Source organism: Zoogloea sp., from assembly GCF_044344315.1.
Lineage (GTDB): Bacteria > Pseudomonadota > Gammaproteobacteria > Burkholderiales > Rhodocyclaceae > Zoogloea.
On the sequence record NZ_JBIJDC010000016.1, the window covers coordinates 15,324 to 34,977 of the forward strand.

The 19,654-nt window shown below is 66.4% G+C and carries 15 protein-coding genes; 8 read left to right on the forward strand and 7 right to left on the reverse strand.

Annotated features, from left to right (window positions below):
• Positions 1-7 precede the first annotated feature (7 nt).
• The 5 genes from ACIQ09_RS05435 to ACIQ09_RS05455 are packed head-to-tail and all read right to left on the reverse strand — an operon-like array spanning position 8 to position 5,815.
• Positions 8-1,303, reverse strand: coding sequence for an HD domain-containing phosphohydrolase (locus ACIQ09_RS05435; protein ID WP_398306992.1), 1,296 nt, complete (start codon positions 1,301-1,303; stop codon positions 8-10).
• Positions 1,300-3,108 (reverse strand): PAS domain S-box protein, encoded by a 1,809-nt coding sequence (locus tag ACIQ09_RS05440; protein ID WP_398306994.1) that lies wholly within the window; start codon positions 3,106-3,108, stop codon positions 1,300-1,302. Before ACIQ09_RS05440 ends, ACIQ09_RS05435 begins: the two co-directional genes overlap by 4 nt.
• A gap of 3 nt (positions 3,109-3,111) precedes the next feature.
• A complete protein-coding gene (locus ACIQ09_RS05445) occupies positions 3,112-3,957 on the reverse strand; it encodes an HDOD domain-containing protein (protein ID WP_398306996.1) in 846 nt (281 codons plus the stop codon).
• The gene (locus tag ACIQ09_RS05450) at positions 3,954-4,268 is read right to left on the reverse strand and encodes a hypothetical protein (protein ID WP_398306998.1); all 315 of its coding nucleotides are present in this window, start codon (positions 4,266-4,268) and stop codon (positions 3,954-3,956) included. Before ACIQ09_RS05450 ends, ACIQ09_RS05445 begins: the two co-directional genes overlap by 4 nt.
• Complete coding sequence (locus tag ACIQ09_RS05455; RefSeq protein WP_398307000.1) at positions 4,265-5,815, reverse strand: EAL domain-containing protein; 1,551 nt, start codon at positions 5,813-5,815, stop codon at positions 4,265-4,267. The genes ACIQ09_RS05450 and ACIQ09_RS05455 overlap by 4 nt, the downstream gene beginning before the upstream one ends.
• A 178-nt stretch (positions 5,816-5,993) precedes the next feature.
• Here ACIQ09_RS05455 and crcB point away from each other — a divergent pair, with 178 nt between their 5' ends.
• The 6 genes from crcB (at position 5,994) to ACIQ09_RS05485 (ending at position 14,376) form a co-directional block, all read left to right on the forward strand.
• A complete protein-coding gene (crcB, locus tag ACIQ09_RS05460; RefSeq protein ID WP_398307002.1) occupies positions 5,994-6,398 on the forward strand; it encodes a fluoride efflux transporter CrcB in 405 nt (134 codons plus the stop codon).
• Between the two features lie 49 nt (positions 6,399-6,447).
• Positions 6,448-10,521: an ATP-dependent RNA helicase HrpA gene (gene hrpA / locus ACIQ09_RS05465; protein ID WP_398307004.1), complete on the forward strand. Its 4,074-nt coding sequence runs from the start codon at positions 6,448-6,450 to the stop codon at positions 10,519-10,521.
• Between the two features lie 62 nt (positions 10,522-10,583).
• A complete protein-coding gene (locus ACIQ09_RS05470; RefSeq protein ID WP_398307006.1) occupies positions 10,584-10,997 on the forward strand; it encodes a DUF4870 family protein in 414 nt (137 codons plus the stop codon).
• Positions 10,998-11,127: 130 nt separating this feature from the next.
• The gene (locus tag ACIQ09_RS05475; RefSeq protein WP_398307008.1) at positions 11,128-11,967 is read left to right on the forward strand and encodes a tetratricopeptide repeat protein; all 840 of its coding nucleotides are present in this window, start codon (positions 11,128-11,130) and stop codon (positions 11,965-11,967) included.
• Between the two features lie 183 nt (positions 11,968-12,150).
• On the forward strand, positions 12,151-13,092 hold the full coding sequence (locus ACIQ09_RS05480; protein ID WP_398307010.1) for a hypothetical protein: 942 nt from the start codon (positions 12,151-12,153) through the stop codon (positions 13,090-13,092).
• A 78-nt stretch (positions 13,093-13,170) separates the two neighbouring features.
• Positions 13,171-14,376: a glycosyltransferase gene (locus ACIQ09_RS05485; RefSeq protein WP_398307012.1), complete on the forward strand. Its 1,206-nt coding sequence runs from the start codon at positions 13,171-13,173 to the stop codon at positions 14,374-14,376.
• Positions 14,377-14,430: 54 nt separating this feature from the next.
• Here the strand turns inward: ACIQ09_RS05485 and fusA are convergent, their stop codons facing one another.
• Together fusA and ACIQ09_RS05495 are read right to left on the reverse strand one after the other, a co-directional pair.
• Entirely contained in the window at positions 14,431-16,482 is a 2,052-nt protein-coding gene (fusA, locus tag ACIQ09_RS05490) for an elongation factor G (RefSeq protein ID WP_398307014.1), read from the reverse strand.
• 104 nt (positions 16,483-16,586) lie between these two features.
• Entirely contained in the window at positions 16,587-18,314 is a 1,728-nt protein-coding gene (locus tag ACIQ09_RS05495) for a SulP family inorganic anion transporter (protein WP_398307016.1), read from the reverse strand.
• A 216-nt stretch (positions 18,315-18,530) separates the two neighbouring features.
• On the opposite strand from ACIQ09_RS05495, the gene ACIQ09_RS05500 reads away from it, so the two are divergent.
• Together ACIQ09_RS05500 and ACIQ09_RS05505 are read left to right on the forward strand one after the other, a co-directional pair.
• Positions 18,531-18,713, forward strand: coding sequence for a hypothetical protein (locus ACIQ09_RS05500; protein ID WP_398307018.1), 183 nt, complete (start codon positions 18,531-18,533; stop codon positions 18,711-18,713).
• Positions 18,714-18,739: 26 nt separating this feature from the next.
• On the forward strand, positions 18,740-19,654 hold the full coding sequence (locus tag ACIQ09_RS05505) for an HD-GYP domain-containing protein (RefSeq protein WP_398307020.1): 915 nt from the start codon (positions 18,740-18,742) through the stop codon (positions 19,652-19,654).

Here is a 19,654-nt window from a genome sequence, read left to right on the forward strand (position 1 = left end):
CCGTTCCTCAGCTTGGCCGGCGTTCCGGGCGGATCGCGATGGACAGGCGGTTGCCTTCCGAGGCTTCGAGCTCCCGCAGTTGGCGGATCAGGCTTTCATCAAGCACGAAGTCGGCGGCCAGCAACATCACTCCGTCTCGGGTGACCAGGTCACGCGCCAGCACCATGCCGGGTTTGAGGGAGGAGGGGTTGAGCTCGTTGGAGGCGCTGGAGATGGTCTCGGTAGCTCCGAGCACGTCCACCAGGGCGTCCACCACTTGTGGGCAATAGCGCTTGCCCCGGTTCTGCTGGATGAAGGCGACCGCCTCGTCCTGCTTGAGCTTGCGCGGTGACAAGGTGCCGATCTGCAGGGCGTCGAAATCGTTGGCCACCGCCAGCACCCGGGCACCGTAAGGAATCGCCAGCCCGGACAGGCGGTCCGGGTAACCCTGGCCGTCCCAGCGTTCATGGTGGCCGCGGATGAAGGTGCCGGCCTTGCGCAGGTTCTCCAGGCCCATCAGGGCGGCCTGGCCGGTGACCGGGTGCTTGCGCAGCAGGCCGAGCTCGTCGCCACTCATGTGGGAAACGGGCTTGGAGAGCAGTTCGTCGGGCAGTCCGATCTTGCCTACGTCGTGGAGCAGACCGGCCAGCATCACGTCCTGGGCCTCGGGGGCTGGGAAGTTGAGTTTGAGGGCGATCTTGCGGGCCAGGTCGGCCACCCGCCGGGAGTGGCCGGAGATTACGCCCTCACGCAGTTCGATGAGGTTGGAAAATACCCGGATGGAAGTCAGGAAGTTCTGCTTGAGCTTCTCGTGGGCCAGCTTCAGCTCGCTGGTGCGGGCTTCGACCTTCTCTTCGAGGCTGGCATTGAGGGCTTTCAGCTCCTCGTTCTGGGCGAGGGTGAGCTTTTCCAGGCGGGTCTTCTCGCGCTCCAGGGCCTTGCGCTCGAGGGCCTCGCGCACGGTCAGGACCACGTCCTGGTCGTTCCATGGCTTGGAAATGTAGCGAGCGATTTGCCCGGCGTTGATGGCCGCAATGGTTGATTCCATGTCGGCATAGCCGGTGAGCAGCAGGCGCACGGCGTCCGGGTGGCGCTGGCGGGCTTCGGCCAGGAAGGTGGCGCCGTCCATGCCCGGCATGCGCATGTCAGAGATAATCAGATCCACGTGCTCCCGGTCGAGGATCTCAAGGCCCTCTGTGCCCCCTCCTGCCACCAGCACGGTGTAGCCGTGGGGGCGGAAGAGGCGCCGCAGGGACGACAGGATGTTGGCTTCGTCGTCAACGCACAGGAGGGTGAAGCTGCTGTTTTCGGGGGATGTGCTCATGCTTGGGCTCCGGCAGACGCCTCGTGGTGGACGGGCAGGGTGATGCGGAAGGTGGTACCCGTTCCGGGCGCGCTGCTTACGCTGATGTTGCCGCGATGATTTTGAACGATGCCATAGGACAGGGACAGGCCGAGGCCGGTCCCCTTGCCGATGGGTTTGGTGGTGAAGAAGGGGTCGAATATCTTGTCCATGACGTCCGGGGGAATGCCCTGGCCGTCGTCGGCAACCTCGATCCACACGCTCTCGCCCTGGAGGCCGGTGCGTATGGTGATGGTGCCACGGTGTCCGTCGGGCATGGCCTGGGCAGCGTTGACAAAAAGGTTCATGAAGACTTGGTTGAGCTGGGAAGGCAGGCATTCCACCAGGGGGAGCTGGCCATACTCCCGGACGATGTCGGCCCGGTACTTGATTTCGTTACTGGCGATGTTGAGGGTGCTGTCGAGCCCGTGATGGAGGTCGGCGGCCTGCCAGTCCTGGGTGGTTTCGGCGCGGGAGAAATCGCGCAGGTCCTGGACGATCTGGCGTACCCGGTTGGTGCCTTCCTCGGATTCGCCGAGCAACTGATGGATGTCATCGCGCAGGTAGTCGAAGTCGGCGTCCTTCCGGGCGGCCTGGATACGGGTCTGGTCGTCCGCCGGCAGGGCGGCTTCGCTGGTCTCGTAGCAGCTCACCACCTTGAGCAACTGCTCCACGTAGCCCTTCAGGCTGCGGATGTTGGAATTCACGTAGCCGATGGGGTTGTTGATCTCATGGGCCACGCCGGCTGCGAGCTGGCCGATGGAGGCCATCTTCTCTGACTGGACGAGCTGTTGCCGGGTGTCCTGCAGGCGGCAGTTAAGCTCGGTGAGCTCCGCGTAGCGCTTCAGCAGCTCTTCCTCGGCCCGTTCCCGCCGGGCAATGTCTTGTTCAAGGCTGGCCTTGGCCTGCTGCAATTGCTCCGTGCGGCGGGCCACCTTGGCCTCCAGGTCGGCATGCATGCGCAGCAGCTCGGTTTCGGCGTTCTTCCGTTCGGTGATGTCCTGCAGGGTTTCGATGGCACCGATGATTTCGCCCAGGGCGTTACGCAGCGGGGCTGCCGTGAAGAACAGCCAGCGGCCCTTGTCGCCCATCTGAGGGAAGAAGTCTTCGGCCTCGTAAGCGCCCTCGATCACCGGTGAGCGTCGCAGTTTCTTGGTGCCGTAGAGTTCGAGCATGTCGTCGATCTGCCCCGATACAATCAGGTCGGCCATGATCGGCCGTTCGCTGGGGTAGAAGGCAGACCATTGGTTGCATGTGCCAACCAACTCGCTGGCGGGCAGCCCGATGACCTGTTCGCAGGCGTGATTCCAGTGGGTGACCACGTGTCGGGCGTTGATCACCAGGGTGGGGACGGGGTCTGCGTCGATGATCTGGGTCAGCAGTTGCTGGGCCTGCTTCTGGGCGGCCTCGGCGCGCTTGCGCTCGGTCACGTCGATGAAGTTGCAGACGATGGTGCGCTGGCCCTGAATCTCTTCGTCAGAGACCGTCAGTTCCACCCAGCGCTCTTCACCGCATCGGGTGATCAGCAGTGTTTCGTAACGGCCCACCGGGTGGTCGCCGTGGAGCCGGGCCAGGCCGCGTTCGCGGATGGTGTCGCTCACGTTGGCCGGGTAGAAGGCCCAGAAGTCCTTCTCGATCAGCTCTTCCGCACTGAAGCCACTCAAGCGGGACATGGCCCGGTTGGCATACAGCACTTTGCCGCCCCGATGCAGCAGGAGGCCCGAACTGAGGCTTTCAGCCAAGGGGAAGAGGGTGCCGGACAGGGCGTAGGGGGAGGGCTGGGCCATGGTCTATCCGAGCAGTGTTTCATAGCTGTCGAAGCGGGCCCGGGTTTCGGCCAGCACGGCGTTCAGGCTGTCCCAGCCAAGGCCCAGGGCACTGACCGTGTCCTGATCCAGGCTGGGCATCTGGCTGGGGGACTCCCCGTCCTGGTCCAGATCCAGGGCGTGGGCAATGCCGTCAGCGTAATGGATGATGCCCGCCAGCCCGCCCGGCATGCCCAGGGCTGGCCGATGGTGCCAGGCCAGAGCGTCGATGATGTCGGCGGGAAAGTTCCAACGCTGGGCCAGGGCGGCGCTCACCTCGCTGTGGTCGAAGCCAAAATGGCTGCGCTCGGCATCCTCAAGGCGGCAGTCCTGGGCCGCCGCGGCCGCCAGCACGGTCGTGAAGTGTTCGGGGTAGAGCACCATCATGGCCAGCCGGCCGATGTCGTGGAGCAGACCGGCAAGGAAAAGCACCTCCGGAGGGCGTTTCAAGGGGCTTGCCAGCGCTTGCGCCGCCACGGCGGTGCCCAGCACATGTCGCCAGAAGCGCTTCTGGCTGAAGCCGGGGCAGCGGCCGGCGGGTAGACCGGACATGACTGAAGCGGCCAGCACCAGCGAGCGGATGGCAGAAAGGCCCACTACCACGATGGCATCGTGAATCGAGCCGACCCGGGATTGCAGCCCGTAGAAGGGAGAGTTGGCGACCCGCAGGACCCGGGCGGTGATGACCTGATCCTGGCTGATGTGGCGGGCCAGCGTGCCGATGTCGATGTCGGCACCCGCCATCGACTGAAGCACTTCGATGGCCACCGCCGGCATCGCGGGCAGCTTCTGCACGTGGCCGATCATCTCGTCGAGGCTGGGCGGTTTCATTTTCCGGAGGCCTGACGGAAAGCCAGCACGGCGTGGAGCAGGGCCTGGGAGCCGGGCTCGTCGGCGGTATGGCGGAACAGGTACATGACCCGCTCGCGGATCTTCACGTGCTGCCGTGCCAGCGCCTCCGGGTCTTCTGGCGGGCACACGATCAGCATGTCGATGCCCCGCCGTTGCAGGCTTTCCAGGTGGGCGGCGGTGAGGCTCAGGCCCGCCGGCAGGAGCACGGCGCCGGTGCTGTCGGTCACCGGGGCGGCGAGCACGGCACCGGGAAGCGTCTCACCCAGAGGCTGCGTCAGGTTCTCGCTCATGGGGTGTCAGTGCGGCAGGTAAAGGTGAGCAGGCAGCCACGGGGGGCCGGCTGACCGCCGAGCGGGTGGGCCTCGACCCGGAACAGGCGGGCGCCGCAGCGCAAGTCGGCATGGCCGGCGCTGGCTTGAATCAGTGGCAGAAATGCCACGGGCAGCACCTCTTCTGCCCCCAGGCCGAGCAGGGGTGCCTGTTCGGAAAACAGATTCTCCGCGGCGCGGTTGGCGAAGGCGATCATGCCCCCCGGATCGACCCCGAGTACCGGCAAGGGCATAACCGCCAGGGCCTCCTGGGTCAGGCTGAGGGCGGCTTCGTCCATTCCCAGGCGACGCTCCTGGTCGGCGAGCACGCCCGTCAGGCGTTCGTTGATACGTTCCAGCTCGCGGTTGGCGTGCTGCAACTCGGCAGCCAGACGCTGGTTGTCGTCGGTCAGCGCCTTGCGACGGAAGGCTTCCTCGATATTGGCCCGCAGCATGGCGTCATCCCAGGGCTTGGTGAGAAACTTGTAGATGGCGCCTTCGTTGATCGCATCGGTGACCGATTGCAGGTCGGTGTAGCCGGACAGCACCATGCGCACCGTGTCCGGGTGCATGTCCTTGGCCTTGTGCAGAAATTCGACTCCCGTCATGCCGGGCATACGCTGGTCGGAGACGATCACGTCCACCTGGTTGGTGGCCAGCACTTCGAGCCCCTGTTGCCCGCCGGTAGCGGTGAGGATGGTGTAGCCGTCGCGGCGCAGCAGGCGGCGTAGGGACGACAGGATGTTCTCCTCGTCATCGACCAGCAGCAGCGTGCGTTCGGCCGTCGGGCCCCGCAGCAGGCTGTTGTCGAGGCGATCGTCTTTCATCAGGCGTGCCTCGAAGTCGTCCGGGGTCAGAGCCGGTCCGAGCAGGGGGCCCTGGAGGTAGTCGCAGCCGCAGGCCTGCATCACCGAGGCCACCTGGGCGCTGCGGACACCCTTGGCGCTGACTGACAGTTTCATGCGGTGCGCCCGGGTCACCAGCGCCCGCACGATGGCCACGCCTTCCGGGTTGGTGGTCACGTCCTGCACCAGTCCGGCCGGTACTTCGATGGCGTCCACCGGCAGCCGGCCAACCCAGGCCAGCAGGGCGTTGGCCTGGCTGGCTGCGCTGATGGTGAAGCGGATGCCGCAGGCCTTGAGATGGCTCAGGGCTGCTGTTGTGGTATCGGGTACCTCGCCATGCTCGGTGATGATGTTGAGCTCCAGGCAGCCCGGTTCCAGGCGGGATTCCAGTAGCACCGTGCTCAGGACATGGGAGAAGCCTGGGTCGCATAGCGCCTCCAGCTTGGCGCCGACTGTCAGGACGATGTGTCGCCGATGGGTGGCATTCCATTCTCCGATCTGCCGGCAGGCAACCTGCAGGGGGGCAAGATCGTCCAGCGTGGCGTGCTGGATGACCACATTCTCCTGGCGCCGAGGCGTTACCACGTAAAGTTTTGCGCCGACGAGCGTACCGCTGCGGCTGTCGAAGCGGGGCTGAAACAGCAGGGGCGGCAAGGCCTGCGCAGGGCGATCAGGGCTGTCCATCGAATCTCCAGACTGGGGGTGGCGCGCGGCAACGGCCGGGGGGCGAGCCCTCTGCCGGTTGCGAACCATCGCAGCGGATATCGGCCTTGGGCCAGTTGGCTTGAGGGAATCCGTCACGCTCCCCCCAATTCACAGGCGTGGCGGGCAGCCCGGGGCCGGGCAGAGTAAAATCGGGCCCATGCCCAGTCATGCTCACCATTTTCCTTTCCTATCCCTCGTTGCCATCGGTATCGGCGCGGCCTTTGGCGCCTGGCTGCGCTGGTGGCTGGGGCTGCGACTCAATCCGGTACTGGCGCAGATGCCCCTGGGTACCCTGGCGGCCAACCTGCTCGGCGGGTATCTGGTCGGTGTAGCAGTAGCCTTTTTTGCCTTCCGCCCAGAACTGCCCGCTGAGGTACGGCTGTTTGTCGTCACCGGCTTTCTGGGTGGTCTCACCACTTTTTCATCCTTTTCGGCCGAGGTGGTGCATCTGATCGATACCGCCCGCTACGCCTGGGCTGCCGGCGCTGCGGCCTTGCACCTTTGTGGATCCCTGTCGATGACCGCGCTGGGCATGTGGACCGTGCATGGCCTGCGCTCCTGATAGGCTCACCGATATCCCCCACTGACTTTCTGCTTCCGCTGCAATCCCGATGGCCTCTCCGCAAGACCGGCAAGACCCCTATTCCCTTCTCGAACAGTGCCTGTCGGCCGACCGCCCGGCCTTGCGCCGTGATCTGCGCCGCCTGCCGAAGCGCCCGCGCAGTCTGGCCGAGCTGCCGGAGCCCCTGCGCCTGCGCATTGCCGATTCGGCCGCCAGGCTGATCGCCCGCGCCAACGGCCTGCCCAAGCCGGACTTCCCCCCCGACCTGCCGGTCAATCAGCGCAAGGACGAAATCGCCGAGGCTATCCGAAAGCACCAGGTGGTCATCGTGTGTGGCGAAACCGGCTCCGGCAAGACCACCCAGCTGCCCAAGATCTGCCTGGAGCTGGGCCGTGGGGTTGCCGGCCTGATCGGCCATACCCAACCGCGGCGGATCGCCGCCCGCGCCACCGCCAGCCGCATCGCCCAGGAACTGAAGAGCGAGCTGGGCAGCACCGTCGGCTACAAGATCCGCTTCACCGACCGCATCGGCCCCCAGAGCTACATCAAGCTGATGACCGACGGCATCCTGCTGGCCGAGACCCAGGGTGATCCGCTGTTGTCGGCCTATGACACTTTGATCATAGACGAGGCCCACGAGCGCAGCCTGAACATCGACTTCCTGCTCGGCTACCTGCGCCAGCTACTGGTGAAGCGGCCGGACATGAAGCTCATCGTGACCTCCGCCACCCTGGATGCCGAGCGCTTCGCCCGCCACTTCGGTCGCGGAGACACGCCCGCCCCGGTGATCGAGGTGTCCGGCCGCCTATTTCCCATCGAGATGCGCTACCGGCCCGTGGAAAGGGACGAGCCCAAGCCCGTGCGCCCCGGCGAACCCGCGCCGCGCCAGGACAACCGCGGCCCGGACCGGGACCTCTACGATTCCCTGGTGGATGCGGTGGACGAGGCTCACCGCAGCGGCCCCGGCGACGTGCTGGTGTTCCTGCCCGGCGAGCGGGAGATCCGTGAAGCCGCCGAGGCCCTGCGCAAGGCCCACCACGCCGCTGGCACCGAGATCCTGCCCCTGTTTGCCCGCCAGTCGGCCCAGGATCAGGCCCGCGTCTTCGCCCCGTCCAAGGGGCGCCGGGTGGTGCTGGCCACCAACGTGGCCGAGACCTCCCTCACCGTGCCGGGCATCCGCTACGTGGTGGATACCGGCCTGGCCCGGCTCAAGCGCTACAGCCACCGCAACAAGGTGGAGCAATTGCAGATCGAGAAGATCGCCCAGTCGGCCGCCCGTCAGCGGGCCGGGCGCTGCGGCCGGGTCAGCGACGGCGTGTGCTTCCGCCTGTATGACGAGGACGACTTCAACAAACGGCCTGCCCACACCGATCCGGAGATCCTGCGCTCGTCCCTGGCCGGGGTGATCCTGCGCATGAAGTCCCTCAAGCTTGGCGAGGTGGCGGACTTCCCCTTCATCGACGCACCCCTGCCGCGCATGGTGGCCGACGGCTATCAGCTGCTGGCCGAGTTGGGTGCGGTGGAGGAGATGGAGGGGGCGACGGCCATGAACCTCACCCCCGTCGGCCGCGAACTGGCCAAGTTGCCCCTGGACCCGAAGATCGGCCGCATGATCCTCGCCGCCCGCGACCGGGGCAGCCTGGCCGAGGTGCTGGTGATTGCTGCAGCCCTGTCCACCCAGGATGTACGCGAGCGCCCGCCCGAGCGCCAGGCCGCCGCCGACCAGGCCCACGCCCGTTTCCGCGGCACCGAGAATGAGCAGAAGTCCGAGTTCCTGTGGTTCTGGAACCTGTGGAAGGCCTGGGAGGAGGTCCAGCGCCACGAGACCTCCAGCAAGCAGAAGGCCTGGTGCAAGACCCACTTCCTGTCCTGGTTGCGCCTGCGCGAGTGGCGCGATGTGTACAACCAGCTGCACACCCTGTGCGCCGAGCACGGCTGGAAGGAGAACGATCAGCCGGCCAGCTATGAAGCCATCCACAAGGCGCTGCTCACCGGCCTGATGGGCCACGTGGGCTGCAAGATCGAGGACGCCTCGGGGCCGGCCGCCGGCAGCTACCTGGGTGCCCGCGGCATCAAGTTCTGGCCACACCCGGGTTCGGCCATCGCCAAGAAGGCCGGCAAGTGGATCATGGGCGCCGAGCTGGTGGATACCTCGCGCCTGTTTGCCCGCTGCCTCGCCCGCATCGAGCCGGAGTGGCTGGAGGAGGTGGGTGAGCACCTGCTCAAGCGCCAGGTATCCGAGCCCCATTGGTCCAAGGCCAGCGGCGCCGTGCGGGCCTGGGAGCGCGGCACCCTGTACGGCCTCACCGTGTATCCGCGGCGCGGGGTGAGCTACCGGGAGATTGACCCGGCCCTGTGCCGCGAGCTGTTCATCCGCGAAGGCCTGGTCCAGGGCGAGATCGCCGAAGGCCCGGCCCGGGGCATGGCCTTCCTGGCCCACAACCGGCGCCTGGTGGCCGAGATCGAACGCCTGGAGCACAAGTCCCGGCGCCCCGACGTGCTGGTGGACGAGGAGCTGATCTACGCCTTCTACGACGCCAAGCTGCCCCCGGAGGTACTCGACCTGGCCAGCTTCGAGGCCTGGCGCAAGCGCACCGAAAAGGCAGAACCCAAGGCCCTGCAGCTCACCCGCGACCAGCTCATGCGCCACGACGCGGAGGGCATCACCACCGATCGCTTTCCGGCCAGCCTGGAGGTGCTGGGGCAGAAGCTCAAGCTCACCTACCTGCACGCGCCGGGCGAATCCGACGACGGCGTGACCCTGACGGTGCCCCTGGCCATGCTTAACCAGATACCGGCCAACCGCTGTGAGTGGCTGGTGCCCGGCCTGCTGGAAGAGAAGGTGATGGCCTTGCTGAAGACCGTGCCCCAGAAGCACCGCCACCGCCTGCAGCCCATGGCCGAGAGCGCCGGTGCCTTCATGGAGCGCTTCGATGGCGGCGACTTCGATACGGACGAGCCGCTGATCAAGATGCTCCAGCGCTTTGTGGAAGAGCGGGTGTCCCTGAAGCTGCCCATGGAGAGCTTCCGCCCGGAGAACCTCAACCCCCACTGCTTCATGAACTTCCGTGTGCAGGACGAGCACGGCCGCATCATCGGCCAGTCCCGCAACCTGGCGGAACTGCGGGCCAAGTACCGGGACCAGGTGGCGGCCCGCTTCCAGTCGGCGCGCATCGTGCCGGCGGCGGAGGCCCCGGCGCCAAAGAAGGGGCCCGCGCCGGAGGGCCGGCAGAGTACCCCCGCAGCGGCGGCGCCCGCCAGCGACAAGGCCCTGGCCGGCTTCACCGGGTGGACTTTCGGTGCCCTCCCCGAGCTGCTGGAGGTGAAGGTGGCCGGGCGCGACATCGTCGGATTCCCTGCCCTCCACGATGATGGCAGCAGCGTCTCCCTGCGCCCCTACGACACGCCGGAGGAGGCGGCTCGGGTGCATCGGGGGGGCCTGGCCCGCCTGTTTGCGCTGGAGCTGTCGGCCCAGGTGAAGGCCATCGAAAAGCTGCCGGGCATCCGCGACCTGGCCCTGCAATTCATCAACTACGGTTCCGAGGCCGAGCTCAAGGCCCAGCTGGTCACCGCCACCCTGGAGCGCTGCTGCCTGCTGGAGCCGCTGCCCGGCGATGCCGACAGCTTTGCCCGGCGCTGTCAGGAGGCCAAGCCGCGCATCACCCTGGTGGCCCAGGAGCTGATGCGCCTCACCAGCCAGCTGATCGTCGAGCACGCCACCATGACCAAGCGCGTGGCCGGCCTGAAGACCTTCCCCGACGTGGTTGCCGACATCAACGCCCAGGTGGCCAGACTGATGCCGAAGAACTTCCTGGTGGCGCTCCCTTACGAGCGCATCGCCCAGATCCCCCGCTACCTGAAGGGGGTGACGGTGCGCATCGACAAGCTGCGCACCAGCCCGGCCCGGGACGCCCAGTTGATGGCCGACTGGAAGGGGCTGGCCCAGCCCTTCGAGCGCGAATGGCTGGCCAAGGCCAAGGCCGGGGTGACCGACCCGCAGCTGGAGGAATTCCGCTGGATGCTGGAGGAGCTGCGGGTGGGCCTGTTTGCCCAGGAGCTCAGAACGCCCATGCCGGTGTCGGTGAAGCGCCTGCAGAAGATCTGGGACAGCCGGCCGCGGTAAAGTGACGGTGGCGCGTGCCACGCCGGCACGCGCCTGGCCCCCTGTTCAACGGAGTCTGCCCCATGAATGAAGCCCTTCCCGTACCGGACCTGCGCGGGGTCAGCCCCTCGCTGGTGCGCCTCACCCACGTGATCTACCTCCTGCATGCGTTTGCCGTGGTGGTGGGCGTGACGTCGTCGGCGGCCACCGTGGCCGGCGGCTTCGTGTTCGGCCTGCCGTCCCTGCTGGCGGTGATTCTCAACTACATCAAGCGTGGGGCAGTGCGCGGCACCTGGCTCGACAGCCACTTCAGCTGGCAGATCCGCACCTTCTGGTTCACCCTGCTGTGGTTGGTGCTGTCCGGCCTGGTGATGCTGACCATCATCGGCATCCCGGTGGCCGCCTGGCTGATGATCCCGGTGCTCGGGCTGTGGGTGGGGTATCGCGTGGTGCGGGGCTGGCTGGCCCTGTCGGGCGCCAGGCCGGTAGGCGGCTGAGACCCTTAACGCCGCCAGCTACAGGCCGAGGAGGCGGGCTTCTTTTTCGCGAAGGGCTTGAGAAAGGACTTGAATCTTCACAGGGCAGCCCCGATGCTTCAAGGCATTGCCCTTATCGGTCCGACTTGCCATGAATGATTTCTCCTTCGACGTCCGTGAATCCGAGTTCGATACCGCGGTGCTGGCCCTGTCCCGCCGGGTGCCGGTGCTGGTGGATTTCTGGGCGCCCTGGTGTGGGCCCTGCCGCAGTCTCAAGCCCTTGCTCGAGAAGCTGGCTGCCGAGTACGGCGGACGCTTTGTGCTGGCCAAGATCAACTCCGACGAAGCCCAGGCGGTGGCAGCCCGCTATGCGGTGCGAAGCATTCCGGCGGTCAAGCTGTTCGTGAATGGCGAGGTGATGGACGAGTTTGAAGGTGCCCTGCCGGAAGGTCAGCTGCGCGCCTTTCTGGACACGCATCTGCCGGATGAAGCCGAACGCCTGCGCCTTGCTGCTGCGGGTGTCGCCGATCCGCTGCAGCGGGCCGAACTGCTGCGCCAGGCGGCCGGTCTGTCGGGGGGGCGGCAGGCTATCGTCCTGGAGCTGGTCGCTGCGTTGCTCGACGCCAATCTGGTGGAGGACGCGGCCGCCGGTCTCGAGACCATCGCGGCGCCGGATCGGGACGAAGCCTGGCAGACGCTGAAGGCCCGGCTCGACCTGATGGAAGGCGCCCAGGCGGTGGACGAGCCGGCCCTGGAGGCCCGCATCGGCGCCGACGCGAAGGATTTCGAGGCCCGCTTTGCGCTGGCCTCGGCACGGGCCGCACGCGGCGAATGGGTCGCCGCCTTTGATCAGTTGCTTGAGGTCGTGTTGCGCGACCGGGCTGACGCCCGCAGCAAGGCGCGCGACACGCTGGTGGAATGGTTTGCCCTGTGCCCGGACGCCAAGGCAGTAATGAGCGCCCGGCGTCAGCTTTCCATGTATCTGAATTAGCAGAGCCGGGGCAGCGTGCCCCGGCTGGAGGCGCCACTGGCGAGCTTTCTGGGAAATTTTACAAAAAGTTGTCTTGAAAAATTGATCCTCTTTTTTTCATTTTTTAATTCAATCGCTTAGTTTTTTGGCGCGATTCTCGCTTTGTGGTTCGGGTTTTTGTTAACTCACCAAAAGTGCTAAAAAATGAAAAGAAATTTTGCGATTCTGGTCGCCTCTCTGATGGCCTTGGGCAGCATGGGGGCGGCGCAAGCTGATGTGCTGACAGTCAGCGGCTCCGTGGCCACCCTGCCCGGCACAACCCAGACCTTCGGCCCGACGACCGACTCCTCCTACGTCTCCGACGGCTTGTCCATCTATGACGTCGTCGGCAACTCCTCTTCCGCTTCGGCCTGGGGCAACGATCACGGTACCTATCGGGCCTCGTCTTCCGGCAGCGGCACTTTTGACAGCATGTCGCGTTTCCAGCGCAGCCTGGACGTGGTGAACAACCTGGGCGGCGACGCGAGCTTTGCCCTCAACTTCTTCATCTACTACGGCGGCCTTTACATCGACAACTACTACGGTGTGGCGGGTAGCGGTTCGGTGGGTTACGACCTCAAGATCAACACCGGTGCAACCAACCTCTACAAGAGCTCGGCAGTGCTTGATTCGAGCGGCAATGTCTCCGTCGTCAACGCCCTGAACGGCGCCTCCCTGTCCAGCAGCGGTAGCTACCACTCCTACTCGTGGGGTGGCACCTACGTGACGCTCGATCTGGGCGTGCTGGGTGCCGGCCAGAGCAAGACCATCGATTTCGACCTGGTGTCCACCGCAATGGGTAGCTTCGGCGTGGAAAGCTACGCCTGCGGTGAATGGGGCTATGGTGAGCAACCCGTGGCCTTCGCCGCCGTGGTGGATGATGGCTACGGCGGTTATGGTGGCTATGGCGGCGGTACCTGCTATCGCAGTGCCTACGCCGGGGGCGGTCTGGGTGATCCCAACGATGTGAGCTCCACCCTTCCGCCCGGGGGCGCGAACTTCCAGGTGACCGGTTCTTTGCTGAACCAGGTGCCCACCCCTGCCAGCCTGCCGCTCGTGGGCGTAGGGCTCGCTGCACTGGGTGCCCTCCGGCGCCGTCGGCGTTGATCAGCCTTCGCTGTTTCAGTTAGCCTTTGCGGGCCGCCTGAGGGCGGCCCGCTTCACTTCGACCTACCACAACCGATCATGGCCACGATTGCACTCATCTGGGAACTGGGTTCCGACTACGGCCATATTGGCCGATTCCTGCCGATTGCCCTTGAGCTGAAGGCCCGCGGGCACCGGCCGGTCATGATCCTGCGGGATATCTCGCGGGCTGACGAGATGCTCGGCCTGCACGGGATCGAGTACCTGCAGGCGCCCCTGTGGCTGCCGCCGGTCCAGGGTTTGCCGCCCCCCATCAATTTCACTGAATCCCTGTTTCTGTTCGGCTTTCTGCAGCCGGGGGGGCTGCTGTCGGTGCTGCGCGCCTGGCGCGCGTTGCTGGCTTTACTCAAGCCCGACCTGCTGATTTTCGACCACGCGCCGACGGCCTTGCTGGCGAGCCGCGGACTGGGCCTGCCGCGCCTCGTCACCGGCAACAGTTTTGCGGTGCCACCGCGACGTACCCCGCTGCCCCTCTACGAATGGTGGAATCCCAAGGCGGGCGCCCCCCAGCGGGAGCTGGACTGCGAAGAGCGGCTGCTACGCAACGCCAATCATGCCCTTTCCGCACTGGGGGCGCCGCCGATGACCTGCGTTGCCGACCTCTACGATGTGGACGTGACCCACATTACCGGCGCGCCCGAACTCGACGTCTATGGTCCGCGGGATGCTGCGTGCTACGTGGGTGCGATCAATGCGCTTGATCAGGGGGTCGAGCCCCGCTGGCCGGCGGGGCCGGCCCGGCGGGTGTTTGCCTACCTGAAGCCCCGATATATGCACTTCGATGCGGTCCTTACCGCGCTCGCCCGCCTGGATGCCAGTGTGTTGGTGTTCGCCCCGGGCCTCGCCCGCCAGAACATGCTGCGCCTGCAGGCGGCAAATCTGGCTTTCAGCACCGAGCCCCTGCGGATGCGCAGCGTGCGCGAGCAGGTGGAGATGGCTGTTTGCCACGCGGGCGGGATGGTGGACGTGATGCTCCAGGCCGGGCGGCCGGTCTTCCTGCTGCCCATGCAGATGGAGCAGACCATGACGTCACGGCGGGTGGAGGAGGTGGGCTGCGGGCTCTTCCATATCGCCCAGCAGGGGCCCAAGGAGCTGGAGAAGGGGCTCAAGCGGGTATTCGGCACGCCGGCCTATGCCGAGCGCGCACTCGCTTACCAGCAGCGCAACGCCAACTTCACCCAGGCCTTTGCCATGGAGCGGATGATCGGTGGCTGCGAAGCCCTGCTGGCCAACGCTGCCCGCTGATTTCAAGAAAAAGCCCCGCACGGGGCGGGGCTGATCGATCGCGTCGGTGAGGTCTTACTGCTCGCCACCCCGCTTGCCCACGTGCTCCCGGGCCAGACGTTGCTGCACGTCGTTGGGTGCCGGTTCGTAGTGGCTGAAGGCGATGCTGCAGCTACCGTCGCCGCCGCTGATGGACTTGAGGCGGGACTCGAAGCCTTCCATCTCGGCCATGGGTACCTGGCTGATGATCTCCGTCCAGCCGGGTTGCGGGCTGTCGGTGCCGGTGACGCGGCCGCGGCGGCCGGAGAGTTCGGCGCTGATGCCACCGAAGTGCTCATCGGCGACACGCACCGTGAGGGTGATCAGCGGCTCCAGCACTACCGGCCGGGCGCCCTGGACGGCTTCCTGCAGGGCGTGGCGGGAGGCGGTGATGAAGGAGATTTCGTTGGAGTCCACCGCGTGGTGCTTGCCATCGAACACCGTCACCTTCAGATCCTGTAGCGGGAAGCCGGCCATGACGCCTTCGGCAATGGCCTGGCGCACACCTTTTTCCACCGCGGGCATGAAGTTGTAGGGGATGGTGCCGCCCTTCACCTCGTCGGCCAGCTCCAGCCCGGCGCCCCGTTCCAGGGCTTCGACGCGCAGGGCCACTTCGCCGAACTGGCCGGCGCCGCCGCTCTGCTTCTTGTGGCGGTAGCGGGCTTCGGCGCTGCCGGCGATGGTCTCCCGGTAGGGGATGGCCGGCGGCTTGGTGCCGAGGGTGAGGTTCCAGCGGGTCTTGAGGGTGTCGAGCACCGACTTGAGATGCACCTCGCCGAGGCCGCGGATCACGGTCTCCTTGGCCTGGAGGTTGTGCTCGACGGACAGGCAGGGGTCTTCATCAAGGAGGCGGTGCAGGGCTTCGGAGAGCTTCTGCTCGTCGCCGTGCTTCTCGGCCGTCAGGGCCAGACCGAAGACCGCCTGGGGATAGCGTGGCGCCACCAGGTGGAAGTGGTCCTCGTCGTGGGAGTCGTGGAGGACGGCGTCCCGGTGGATGTCGTCCACCCGGGCCACGGCGCAGATGTCGCCGGGAATGCCGATGTCGATCTCCGTTTGAGTCTTGCCCTGGACGCGCAGCAGGTGACTGACCTTGAAAGGCTTGCGGGCGTCGCCGATGAAGAGCTGGGTGTTGGGCGTGACCGTGCCCTGGTGGATGCGGAACAGGCCGAGCTTGCCGCGGAAGGGGTCGTTGCTCACCTGGAAGACGTGGGCGATGACGTGCTTGTCGGCGTCGGTGGTGGCCTCGACGGCTTCGGCGGCCGGGCCTTCACCCTTCAGGAAGCGGGGCGGGTTGCCTTCGGTGGGGTCGGGCAGCAGGCGGCCCATGATGTCCAGGAGCTCGCGGATGCCGGCGCCCGTGCGGGCCGAGGTGAAGCACACGGGGATCAGGTGGCCCTCGCGCAGGGCGATCTCGAAGGGGTCGTGGAGTTGCGCCGGCTGAAGGGATTCACCTTGTTCAAGGTAGAGGGCCATCAGCGCCTCATCCACCTCGACCACCTGGTCGACGATGCGGTCGTGGGCCTCGCGCACGCTGGAGAAAGCCGGTACGGCGTCGTAGTCGGGCTGGAAGAAGCAGTCTATGACGCTGGCGCCCCCCGCGGTGGGCAGGTTGATGGGCAGGCATTCCTTGCCGAAGCTGGCGCTGATGCGCTCCATCAGGGTGCCGAAGTCCACGGCCGGGGCGTCGATGCGATTGACGACGATCATCCGGCATTTGTCGGCAGAGAGCTCCATGACCTTGCGGGTCAGGGTTTCGACGCCGGCGGCAGCGTTGATCACCACCACCGCGGTTTCGACCGCCGGCAGGGTGGCCAGGGCCCGGCCGAGGAAATCGGGCAGGCCCGGGGTGTCGAGGATGTTCACCCAGTGCTCGGCCCATTCCAGGTGGGCGAGGGCGCTGTTGAGGGAGTGCCCGAAGGCCTTCTCCTGGGGGTCGTAGTCGCTGACCGTGTCGCCCTTCTCGACCGAACCGGGTGCGCCGATGGCGCCGGCGGTGGCCAGCAGTTTCTCCAGCAGCGTCGTCTTGCCGCTGCCGGATTGGCCGAGAAGGCTGAGGTTGCGGATGTCGCGGACCGAGGTGGGTGTCATGCTTGCTCCCTTGTCGTTAGAGTTCTGAGGACTGGATGCGCGGATAGACAAAAGTATCTGCCTCCGCAAGGGCCGCGACAACGACTCAGGTCAACAAAGCGCTGTCACCAGGCGAATCCCTGGCGCTGGGGGGCCGGGGTGGGTGGGGCGGACAAGGTGGGCAGCAGGTGCTGCAGGGCGTGATCTTCGGTGCGGTAGGCGCCATGGATCGCCAGGTCGCTCCACAGCCCGGTGCGCTCCATCACGTCGATGACCTGTTTCTTGAGACCGCAGCAGGCCAGGCAGCGCCCGCTGTCGGCCAGCTGGCGGTGGATGCGGCGCAGGGTGTCGATGCCGCTGGCGTCGATATCGTTGATGCCGGCGCAGGACAGCAGCAGCACCTTCAGCCGGGGGTGGTCGCGGCCGACGGCGAGCACTGCGTCCTCGAAGGTGGCGGCGTTGACGAAGTGCAGGGGGCCGTCAAAGCGCAGGATGGTGAGTTCCGGGTGGGGCGGCGGCAGGCCGAAGCGCGCTGCGTCCCGCCAGGTGCCGTCCGGATGGCGCCCGAGCACGGCCACCCGGGGTTTCATGCTGCGGTAGATCAGCAGCGCCAGGGACAGGATCAGGCCGGCCAGGATGCCGATCTCGATGTGCGGCGCGAAGGCCAGGGTGGCGACAAAACTGATGGTGCCGGCCAGGCCGTCGTCCCGGCTGGTGCGCCAGGCTTCCCGCAGTTGGGCCGGTGACAGCAGGGTGGCCAGGGTGACGAGGATGACCGCGGCCAGAACCGGCAGCGGAATGCGGGCGATCAGCCCGGGCATGCTCAGCAGGGCCGCCAGTACCATCAGGGCGCCGACCACCGAGGCGAGGCCGGTGCGGGCCCCACTGGTGAGCAGGAAGGCCGAGCGCCCGAAGGAGCCACTGACCGGATAGGCCTGGCACACCGAGGCGGTGAGCTTGGCCAGGCCCTGGCCGATGAGCTCCTGATTGCCGTCCCAGCGCTGGCCGGTGCGTGCCGAGGCCACCTTGCAGCTCGACATGGCCTCCAGGAAGCTGACCAGGGCCAGTACGAAGGCCGAGGGCAGCAGGTCCACGGTCTGGCCCCAGTCGGCCCGGGGCAGGGCAAAGGCCAGGGTTTCGGCGGGCAGGGCGCCGACGACCCGTCCGCCCTCCGCTTCGAAGCCTGTCAGCCAGGCCACCACGCTCAGCCCGGCCACCACGATGAGCACCCCCGGCCAGCGTGGCAGCAGGCGCCGCAGGGCCACCAGCAGGCCGATGGCGGCGAGGCCCAGGGCGGCGGAGGGCAGGTGGATGTCGGGAAGTGCCCGGGCCAGGTCGATGACGGCCTCGGCGAAGGGGCGCTGGCCGAAGGTGGGCAGCCCGAGCAGGGTCGGTAGCTGGGCGGCGCAGATGAGCAGGGAGCAGGCGTTGATGAAACCGTGGAGCACGGGGTGGGACAGCAGGTCCGAGAAGTGGGCCAGGCGTAGCATGCCAAAGGCCACTTGCAGGATGCCGGCCAGCAGGGCCAGTTGCACCGCCAGCAGGAGGTAGGTCTCGGAGCCCGGCAGGGCCAGGGGGGCCAGGCTGGTGGCGGTGAGCAGGCTGGTCAGGGCCACCGGCCCGGTATTGAGCTGGGCCGAGGAGCCGAACAGGGCGCCGACGATGCACGGCAGCAGGGAGGCGTACAGGCCCACATAGGGCGGCAGGCCGGCCAGCTGGGCGTAGGCGAGGGCCTGAGGGATGGCTACCAGAGCCACGGTGAAGCCGGCCATGAGGTCGGCGCGCAGGGTGCTGGCGTCGAGTTGGTGGCGCCAGGCGAGGAAAGGCAGAAAGCGGCTGAGGGCAGGGGGCATGGCGCGGGTGGGGCGCTCCGGGGCTGACGTCGAGGCGGAGTGTAGCGCGGCTGGGGGGCGACTGAAGCTGTGTGCCTCGTCACAGAAATGGTATGAATGATCTAAAGTCGGGGTGGCGGGGGTCGATAAGCTGTTTGGCTGGGGTGGTTCTGCTGACTGACTCAGCTTGATCATTTGTCCCGAGCCGTATTTTTTCAACGTGATTCTTACATTCCGGTGACTCCAGACTTCTCCGCCTCAGACCCCGCCGGTGCAAAGTCGACTATCCTGGTTGTCGACGACGTCCCCGAGAACATCGAGGTGCTCGGCGAACTGCTGCAGCCCGCGTATCGGGTGCGCGCCGCGCAAAGTGGTGTCCGGGCCCTGCAGGTGGCCCGCACCCACCCGATCCGGATCTGATCCTCCTTGACGTGATGATGCCGGGCATGGACGGCTATGCCGTTTTTGCGGCCCTGCGCGACGATCCCCTGACCCGTGACATCCCGGTGATCTTCGTCACCGCCCTGGATGGTCTGCAGGAAGAGGAGAAGGGGCTGGAGCTGGGGGCCGTGGATTACATCAGCAAGCCCCTGCGCCCGACTATCGTGCAAGCCCGGGTGCGTATCCAGCTCGAGCTCAAGCGTGCCCGTGACCGCCTGCGCGACCAGAACCATTTTCTGGAATCGGAGATCGCCCGCCGCATGGGCGAGAATCTGCTGGTCCAGGAGGTCAGTATCCGGGCCCTGGCGCGTCTGGCCGAGATCCGTGATCCGGAAACCGGTAATCACCTGCGCCGTACCCAGGCCTACGTATCGGTGTTGGCCAAGCGCCTGGCCCTCAACCCGCGCTACGCCGAGCGGCTGGATCACCGCACCATCGAACTGATTGCCAAGTCGGCGCCTCTGCACGATATCGGCAAGGTGGGCATTCCCGACTACATCCTGCTCAAGCCCGGCAAGCTGACCCCCGAAGAGTGGGCCATCATGCAAACCCATGCCCGGCTGGGCAGCGAAGCCATTGAGCATGCGGAGAAGGATGCGGAGCGGCCGGTGCCCTTCCTTGCTTTCGCCAAGGAGATCGCCTGCCATCACCACGAATGGTGGGATGGCAGTGGCTATCCCGATGGTCTGAGCAACGAAGCGATTCCCCTGTCGGCACGTTTGATGGCGCTAGCCGACGTCTTTGATGCCCTTATTTCGAAGCGGGTCTATAAGGCGCCCATCACCCAGGACGGCGCCCGCGACATGATCTGTGCGGCACGTGGAACCCATTTCGATCCGGATGTGGTGGATGCCTTCGTGGCCGAGTTTCCGCGCTTTGCGGAGATCGCCAGCCGATACGTGGACGAGGCCGCCGAATGA

What these genes read in the sequence shown, in the direction of transcription:
- fusA (WP_398307014.1), bottom strand. Translation starts at nt 16,482, where the DNA reads ATGACACCCACCTCGGTCCGCGACATCCGCAACCTCAGCCTTCTCGGC.
- hrpA (WP_398307004.1), top strand. Translation starts at nt 6,448, where the DNA reads ATGGCCTCTCCGCAAGACCGGCAAGACCCCTATTCCCTTCTCGAACAG.
- crcB (WP_398307002.1), top strand. Translation starts at nt 5,994, where the DNA reads ATGCCCAGTCATGCTCACCATTTTCCTTTCCTATCCCTCGTTGCCATC.
- ACIQ09_RS05505 (WP_398307020.1), top strand. Translation starts at nt 18,740, where the DNA reads ATGGACGGCTATGCCGTTTTTGCGGCCCTGCGCGACGATCCCCTGACC.
- ACIQ09_RS05480 (WP_398307010.1), top strand. Translation starts at nt 12,151, where the DNA reads ATGAAAAGAAATTTTGCGATTCTGGTCGCCTCTCTGATGGCCTTGGGC.
- ACIQ09_RS05475 (WP_398307008.1), top strand. Translation starts at nt 11,128, where the DNA reads ATGAATGATTTCTCCTTCGACGTCCGTGAATCCGAGTTCGATACCGCG.
- ACIQ09_RS05445 (WP_398306996.1), bottom strand. Translation starts at nt 3,957, where the DNA reads ATGAAACCGCCCAGCCTCGACGAGATGATCGGCCACGTGCAGAAGCTG.
- ACIQ09_RS05455 (WP_398307000.1), bottom strand. Translation starts at nt 5,815, where the DNA reads ATGGACAGCCCTGATCGCCCTGCGCAGGCCTTGCCGCCCCTGCTGTTT.
- ACIQ09_RS05440 (WP_398306994.1), bottom strand. Translation starts at nt 3,108, where the DNA reads ATGGCCCAGCCCTCCCCCTACGCCCTGTCCGGCACCCTCTTCCCCTTG.
- ACIQ09_RS05495 (WP_398307016.1), bottom strand. Translation starts at nt 18,314, where the DNA reads ATGCCCCCTGCCCTCAGCCGCTTTCTGCCTTTCCTCGCCTGGCGCCAC.
- ACIQ09_RS05470 (WP_398307006.1), top strand. Translation starts at nt 10,584, where the DNA reads ATGAATGAAGCCCTTCCCGTACCGGACCTGCGCGGGGTCAGCCCCTCG.
- ACIQ09_RS05485 (WP_398307012.1), top strand. Translation starts at nt 13,171, where the DNA reads ATGGCCACGATTGCACTCATCTGGGAACTGGGTTCCGACTACGGCCAT.
- ACIQ09_RS05450 (WP_398306998.1), bottom strand. Translation starts at nt 4,268, where the DNA reads ATGAGCGAGAACCTGACGCAGCCTCTGGGTGAGACGCTTCCCGGTGCC.
- ACIQ09_RS05435 (WP_398306992.1), bottom strand. Translation starts at nt 1,303, where the DNA reads ATGAGCACATCCCCCGAAAACAGCAGCTTCACCCTCCTGTGCGTTGAC.